Source organism: Bacillus cereus group sp. BfR-BA-01408, assembly GCF_022663305.1.
In the GTDB taxonomy this organism is placed as follows: Bacteria; Bacillota; Bacilli; order Bacillales; family Bacillaceae_G; genus Bacillus_A; species Bacillus_A pacificus.
The window spans coordinates 1-248 of the sequence record NZ_JAKUFF010000280.1 but is presented as its reverse complement, the minus strand read 5'-3'; the positions used below and the strand labels follow the sequence as shown (position 1 = coordinate 248).

Genomic DNA, 248 nt, shown 5'->3' with positions numbered 1-248 from the left:
GATCAGGTTGATAGGTTCGAGGTGGAAGCATGGTGACATGTGGAGCTGACGAATACTAATAGATCGAGGACTTAACCATATAATATGAAGCAAATGTTATCTAGTTTTGAAAGAATATAAAAAACTTGTTGACTTTAAAAGTTAAATGAGTTACAATAATTCTTGTCTTAAATGAATACAGTCTGGTAATGATGGCAGAGAGGTCACACCCGTTCCCATACCGAACACGGAAGTTAAGCTCTCTAGCG

The 248-nt window shown here is 37.5% G+C and carries 1 rRNA gene; it reads left to right on the top strand.

Going from position 1 to position 248, the window contains the following annotated elements:
* Window positions 1–181 precede the first annotated feature (181 nt).
* Window positions 182–248, top strand: a 5S ribosomal RNA gene (rrf, locus tag MR083_RS28370); the annotation flags it as partial.